Source organism: Clostridium sp. (genome assembly GCF_032552055.1).
In the GTDB taxonomy this organism is placed as follows: Bacteria; Bacillota; Clostridia; order Clostridiales; family Clostridiaceae; genus Clostridium.
The window spans coordinates 1-7534 of record NZ_JAWGSV010000152.1; the positions used below are offsets into that span (position 1 = coordinate 1).

The 7534-nt window shown below is 28.2% G+C and carries 4 protein-coding genes and 1 pseudogene; 4 read left to right on the forward strand and 1 reads right to left on the reverse strand.

Going from position 1 to position 7534, the window contains the following annotated elements; all coding sequences use genetic code 11:
- Nucleotides 1-2207 precede the first annotated feature (2207 nt).
- Nucleotides 2208-2750: a hypothetical protein gene (locus E6248_RS10660; RefSeq protein ID WP_316340787.1), complete on the forward strand. Its 543-nt coding sequence runs from the start codon at nucleotides 2208-2210 to the stop codon at nucleotides 2748-2750.
- Between the two features lie 151 nt (nucleotides 2751-2901).
- On the opposite strand, the gene E6248_RS10665 is transcribed toward E6248_RS10660, so the two are convergent.
- Complete coding sequence (locus tag E6248_RS10665; protein WP_316340788.1) at nucleotides 2902-3312, reverse strand: LAGLIDADG family homing endonuclease; 411 nt, start codon at nucleotides 3310-3312, stop codon at nucleotides 2902-2904.
- Between the two features lie 360 nt (nucleotides 3313-3672).
- Here E6248_RS10665 and E6248_RS16425 point away from each other — a divergent pair.
- The 3 genes and pseudogenes from E6248_RS16425 to E6248_RS10675 all read left to right on the forward strand — a co-directional run.
- A pseudogene (locus tag E6248_RS16425) lies at nucleotides 3673-3882 on the forward strand (ABC transporter ATP-binding protein); the annotation flags it as partial.
- A 687-nt stretch (nucleotides 3883-4569) separates the two neighbouring features.
- Complete coding sequence (locus tag E6248_RS10670) at nucleotides 4570-7035, forward strand: ZmpA/ZmpB/ZmpC family metallo-endopeptidase (protein ID WP_316340789.1); 2466 nt, start codon at nucleotides 4570-4572, stop codon at nucleotides 7033-7035.
- Nucleotides 7032-7534 (forward strand): Ig-like domain-containing protein (locus E6248_RS10675; RefSeq protein ID WP_316340790.1); only part of this gene is annotated, 503 nt, incomplete at its 3' end. The genes E6248_RS10670 and E6248_RS10675, both read left to right, overlap by 4 nt.

The window sequence follows — 7534 nt, forward strand, 5'->3', positions numbered from 1 at the left end:
GCTTAATATAGCCGCTCATCAGCCCGGGGTCCCCACGCTTCGGATCACTGGTGTCATTGAAGTGGGAAACGAAGTTTAGCAAAGCTTTGAGCTAAAGGGGTATTAATGAAGCTAGGGAATTAGGAGTTTGTTTGTGAGCGAACTAAGGACCGAAATTTTAGTCACAAACTACGCTCGTAGAAAGTCAGATTGGTCTGCTTTCGGACAGGGGTTCGATTCGTAAGATGAGTCGCCTTATGAAGTGATTCATAAGTGATAACTTGGCTTTATCGGTGAACCCGTAACAGATAATGCTGACGGCAATACCGAGAGGTATGTGAAGAAATTCAACAGCCTCGTATCGACTTATAGGTTCCTAAAGTGAATGCTATGGAATACTAGGATAGAAGACATAAACTATACTGAGCTTCTATAATACGCCAAGAGTGTACAAAGATTGTACACTAAGATATAGTCAGTGCCATTAAGAAATTATGGACGCACATGACCCCTCGCCTCCACCAAATAAGAAGAAAGACTAGGATACAATGGTAAGACCTTGAAATATTAAGGCTTAGCCATTGTATTTTGCTTTTTATGAAGAAGTTTTTGATGTTTTACATAGATTTTTATCTATTTTTAGGTATTTTGAGTATTTGTGCACACCCTTTAGTAATGGTTTTACTAGGGGTGTGCATTTTTACGTAAAAAGGCCACAAGGATTAAAAGATAATCATTTATATAATTAACATAATTAAATAGTGATAAACATATAATTGTCACAGGGGTGATTTTATGGAATGTAGAATAATTAATATGATTGATTTGGATAAATGAAAATGTCATGTAGCAAAAAATAATTATTATTTTGAATAAGTATGCAATTTAATAGAATTAGGTAATGAAAATAATATAATGGGATTGTTGTAGAACCAGATTATCAAATGGAATAAAAGTTAATAAAAAAAAGTCAAGTATAATAGAATTGCTATTATTAAATATAGCTATTCCTATTATTTTTATTTATCGTTAAATACAGAACATGATAAAGTCATATTAAATGTAATATATGGTTCTCATAGGTTAAGGGCTATGTATAGGTATAAAAATAATCAGTATGGAGTGATAAAATTAGCAATTTTAAAAGATTTAGAAGGAAAAATGGTACACCGTTTTATGTAGAGAAATATATGACTCAGATGGAAAAACTAAATAAGAAAAAATTAGAGAGTAAAAAGAAAAAACTAAAAGTTTTATGATAAATTTTTTTAGAGTTTAGCAGGAGAATATGTTTTATTGAAGATATAGAAAGCATATTTTCAATAAAATTCATATCTAAAAATAAACAAGAAGGTACTCATGGTTTTTTAATACCATTAACTTTAACTTATGATTATTTATTTTATAAAGGAGTTTTTAATAGAACCTTAAATAATGAAGATTATCATGAAATATATTTATTGATAGTAGATGTTATGAAAGTTGTAAAATTTGGCAGAGTATCTTTTGCAAGCAATAGAGTGTAAAAATGATGTATAGATATTATAAAGAAGTCGTTTAGTAATTTAAAATTGAATAAATTTGTAATAAAATTAACATTAAAAATATGCTCTTTAATACACATCACGTTGAGAAAGTTGTAAAGCTGGTTAAAAAGTAAGATGTTAAGTCCTGAAAATGCCTGTTTTACGAGGGTAGGCAGGAGGCTTTTAATGGTAGATATTTTGAAGAGTCACTTAGATATATTGCTAAACTTAAAGAAAAATAAATTTCGGCTGTATATAATAATTAAAAAAACTATCTTTCTGATATCATATATAGTAACGTTGAACCTTTTAATCTTAAAGAATTAAAAAGTAGAAAAACAGATATTAACCCTGTTATATAAATGAAAACTATAGTTGATAGACGGGTGCTTAAGGAATAAATCAAAGGTGAATTTATTATGAAAAAAATTGATGGTAAATGTTATATAGAAAATATATAAATGTGAAGAAAAATATTAAAGATATAATTGAAAAAGGTAGTTTTTTTTAGTTTTTCGAAAATAAGAAAATTTACTTTGTGAATAAAGTTTGCATTAATGCTTAACACATCTATCGAGAAAAGATCACATAGTGAGTTATCATGTGACTAAGATATTGAAATAGGTTAAATATATATGTGTAAAAATATAGAGTAACAAAAAAATAAAAATATTTAAATGAAAGTTTAAGGAGGATATCAAATTGAGGCATATTAAGAGATTATTAGTATTAGTTATGATTAGTATTATGGTATTGGGATTAATAGGATGTGGGGCAAGTAGTTCTATTAAATTAAATAAGAAAGTTAGTGTAAAAGATGAGGGAACAGATTATGAGTACACAATAAAAGGTATAGAGGAAAAGGATGGATATTATGTTATGGCTGTAGACATAACAAACAATTTTAAGGATCAAACTATAGCAATAGGAATTGCAAGCATTAGAATGTGGGTAGCAGAAAGTCAAGTTGATAGGTCGTTTATTTTGAGGAATAAATCAAATGGAGAAACTTTAATATATAAAGATAATGCAAATTTTTTTGGCTCAAGTTATGATATGCTTAATAATGTTGATAATAGTCATGGAACAGTTATAATAAAAGGTCAAGAAACTAAGACAATTTACTATCCATTAATGGATATATCTTTATATGAAAAAGAATATAAAAAGAAGATAGAAAGTGTAGGAGAGTTAGAATTAGTTTATATGGATGTGGAGAAAGGTGAATATATTGTAATAGAATAATATATATCGAGTTAGTGTAATACTCTTTAACAAAATTAAAATTGCGTAAAAGTTAGCCAATACGCTAAATTGTATCAATATTTAAGTCATTAGAGAGTCTGTCAATATTTAAGTCATTAGACAATAAATCCACGATAAATATCGTGGATTTTTACTTTATACTAATAAATTCATAATAAAATTCTTGTTTCTCAACTAGCATTTCTTTATTATATTTACCATTCCTCGGAGTAAGTGATTTATATTTTCTTAAAATCAATTCAGCTCTTTTTCTTTTAACATCAATTACAAGATAGGGCTGTATATCTATTAATAAAGAAATAGCATCATTTCGTCTCAAAACATAACTATAACAGTCTTTATGTATTTCTAAGTTATAATTTTTCTTTTTAGTAATATTACCTTTTCCTACTATAGTTTTAATCCATTCTAATAATTCTAAAGTGGTTGAAGCTATTGATATACAAGGAGCTGGATGTTCATTATTATGTACTTTTTGTAGCATAATACTACCTTCACCATCTATAATTCCAGCAATATAGGCTTTTTCTGTTTCAGTCATAAAGTCACCTTTTTCTAAGAGTTTTATTTATTAATAATAGTATGTGACTTTAAATAGAAAATATTTCTTGTGACTAGATAATTACTTATTCTGATATTAATCAATTACCTCACAATCCTTCTCATTTATAATCTCTATAGTATCAGCAGGTTCTACAATCCATACATATTTCCCATATCCAAAGGCTAATTCAATAAATCAGTTTAAAACATAAATAAGATCTATTATAGATTTTTAAAACAATATAATTTACATACCTATTTCATGATATTCGTAAGAAAATTTCACATTAGTTTTATATAGGGGTTATATAGTATAGCTATGTTAATTTTAAGGAGGAATTTTAATGGGTACATTTAAAAGAGCCTGGTAGCAGATGCACCTATATTCTTAGCTGATGAGCCAACTGGGAACTTAGATCCAAGCACTGCAAATGAGATTACAGAATTATTAAAAGAAAGTGCACATAAGCATAATAAGTGTGTAATTGTTGTTACTCATAGTGATAGTATCGCAAAAGCTGCAGATATATTATTAAGATTACAAAATAAAAAATTAGTTAAGGTTTAATATTAACAATGACAACGGGACAAACATTATCCTTATAATTACATGTGAATGTCAGTAATTTCTAAGGTATAAGTAGTACAACAAAATATAATGATTTCAGTAAAGTAACTGTAATAGAGCTAAAGCTTTATTACAGTTACTTTACGTATAAGCTTAAATAAAAATCTATCTAATTATTTTTTGTATAAATATAATAAAAAATCTAGAAAAATGAAAATAAATATTATAATATATGAATGTAAATTTGTGAGAATATGGTACTACTAAGAGTAAAGAAGCAAAAAGATATTAGTTAGTGTAATGGTAATACTGATGATATTTCCAATTATGCAATTTAGATCTTATGCAAATGATAATAGTGATAATATTCAAGTTAATAGTTTTTTAGATTATGATGAAATTTATTGAGATGATAGTAGTACTAAATCATATAGTGTGTAAAAAGACTTAAATAAAATTAAGGAAATGAAATATATATCTGTTTTTTTTAGATGACTAAAGATTTTGATATGAATGGCATTGATAATTTTGTGATTCTAGGTGAAATTAATGGAAATTTTTATGGACAAGGCTGTAAAATAATATTTAATTTAAAAAATATATTTAAATTAATGTAGCATAGAAGAGTTTGATTTTTTATTTTAAAGGTATTCAAATAATAGTAGTGTGATAAGGAGGTAAATTAAAATGACGGGTAAAAAAAGGATTGCTTTTGGGTTAGCAGTGATTATTGGATTGAATAGCTCCATATATATGTTGCCTAATAAAGTTTATGCTACAGAAATATCAACTGAAGAAAAGTTAGGTATTGAAATAGATAAAAAAGAAGAAGAGAATTCTATTGAAAAAAATGAGAATAGGAAAGATTTACAAGATAATATTAAAGTAGAAAATACAATAGCAGAAAAGAGTGCTGCTAATGGGAAAGAAGTAAGCAAGAGCACTAAGGATGTTTTACAAGGGGTTAATTATTTTAACGATAAAACTATTGCTGACTTATTGGCACCAAATAGGTTTTCTGCTGCAGATAAGTTAAATAAACAGGTGGAAATATCAAAACGTGACAATATACCAATTGCAAGTGTGACAGAAGAACAGGTATTGAGCGAACTAAAAGCAGAGAATGTACATGTTATGTCCTATGGTGAAGCTTTTTTAGAAACACAAAAGAATATTGAAAGTATTATTGAGAAACTAGTTGAAAATTCTACAATTGAAAAAGGGTATGTAGGAGATTCAAATGAATATTTCGTAAATAAAATAACAAATAATAAGGAAAAATTGCTTTTGGGAATCTCCTATATTCATAGATTATATGACTTCAACATTGGAAATGAAAATATAAAAGATATTTTGACATATACACCGAGCTATTATGGAAAACAAGTTGATCCTTTAGATTGGCTTATTAGTATTGGTGGAGCTGGAGGTGAGATGCTAAAAGTATCTAATAACACAAAAGCTTATAAGAATCTATTTAAAGGGAAAATTACAGATAAAGATTCAGTATTATCTTTTTTGGAAGATAATAAGAATAAATTTGAACCAAATACTACAATGGAGGAATGGTTCAAAAAAACGAGTAAAGCAATTATTGTAGAAATACCTACACAGATAAATCCAAATGCCAAAACTGCTTTATATTCTAAGTTGAGTTCCGAAGCTTATTTGCAAGAGCATATTTTACCATTGCTTACGGTTTCTGAGGATAGTATTTATGTTATATCTAATTTCACTACAATTACATATGGACTTGTAGATACTTATGTAGATAAAAGTTTAAAACAAAATAATAATGCTCTTTATCAGGAAAAAATTAAAGAGTTTAAATCACAAGTTGAAAAGGCAGCAAGTCAACAGAATGATTTTATAGAACTTTGGCAGCGAATAGGAAAGGCAAATGTACAAAATTTATTATCAACAAATCGCTTAGTTATTGATAGCTTACGTATGTATAATAGTGGTACAGTAAACGCATCTCAAGAATGGTCTCCTAAATTTGGAGATAAGGCTGCAACAGGGGTAAAAGAATTTATAACTCCATTAAATTTATACGCAAATTATTTTGGTGCAGATGGCCAAGCTGAGGGGGGACAAGTTCGTCTTTTTTTAGCAAAAGCACTAGAGGAGAGAGGGCTTTCAACTTATACACATGAATTGACTCACTTATTGATTGGGACATTTTTTCTCAATAATAACGGAGTAAGAGATGGGTTAGAGACAGAATTTTATCCAAGAGGTTTATTCGAAACTTATGGGGTAAATGGACCTACTTTAAATTTGAATTTGATATATGATCATAAAGGGCAAGAAAGATATCATAATGCTTCGCCAGAACGTTTTAAAACAGAGAAGGATCTTCAAGAATATATGAGAGGAGTCTTTGATGTTATATATACATTAGATTATGCAGAAGCTAATGTTATATTAAAAAAGGACAAGAATGATAAGCAAAAATGGTTCCATAAATTAGAGCAGAAAAATGACACAAGAAATAGATTTAATCAAGGAGATACAAAGGCAACTCATAAAATTGATAGCGTAAAGAAGATATCAATTGAGGAAGCAAATGAGTTAAATACAATTGATGATCTTATAGAGAGAAATATAATATCTTCTAGATATGAAGTTAATGGGCTTAAAACTACAGGAGATGTTGCAAGTAATGGATACTATGTTATACCACTTTTCAGTTCTAATTATGCAAGTGTAGAAAATAATAATGGAGTCTCAGGAGATATCATGATGAAAAGACAAGCTTATGAATTACTTGCTGAGTATGGATATTATGATGGTGTGGTGCCTTACATATCAAATCAATATAAAGATGAAGCCACAAAAGATGGTGTTATATTATCAGATGAATATATTTTAGAGAAAGTATTTCAGGGACAATATGCAGCGATGACTGATTTTAAAAAGGAAATGTTCAAGGAACGTATCAATAAAAAAGAACAGTTAAAGCCTATTTCAATTCAATGGGAAGGTAGAAAAGTTACATTAGATAATTTTGAAAAAATAAATGAATTAATGACAGAAGCTGTAGAGAGTGATTTAAAGAATGTACAAGAGTTACCTGAGGGATGGAATAATATACTTGCAGAAAATACAAAAGTTGAGCTTTTAAAAAAAAAATTTTTAAAGCTTATTTGAATGATACAGATGATTTTAAACAATCAATCTATAGTGAGGATGAATCAAAACCAGTAGTAATTCCAGTAACTAGTGTTACTTTAAATAAGGTAAAAGAAAGCTTGTTAAAAGGAAATACAACTACATTAGTAGCAACAATAAACCCAAGTAATGCCACAAATAAGGGAGTTACATGGAGTAGTAGCAATAATAGTGTTGCAAAAGTTGACCAAAATGGAAGAGTTACAGCAGTAGGAAAAGGAACAGCAACTATAACTGTAACTACAAAGGATGGATCAAAAAAAGCAACATGTACTATAACAGTAACAGAAGAATCAAAACCATCATTAGTACCAGTTCAAAGTGTTACTTTAAATAAGACAAAAGAAAGTTTATTAGAGAGTAAGACTACAACATTAACAGCAACAATAAACCCAAGTAATGCTACAAATAAAGGAGTTACATGGAGTAGTAGTAATAAAAGTGTTGCAACAGTTGATCAAAGTGGAAAAGTTACAGC

Excerpts from the sequence above, each read along its gene's own strand:
- E6248_RS10670 (WP_316340789.1), top strand. The coding sequence starts at position 4,570 with ATGACGGGTAAAAAAAGGATTGCTTTTGGGTTAGCAGTGATTATTGGA.
- E6248_RS10665 (WP_316340788.1), bottom strand. The coding sequence starts at position 3,312 with ATGACTGAAACAGAAAAAGCCTATATTGCTGGAATTATAGATGGTGAA.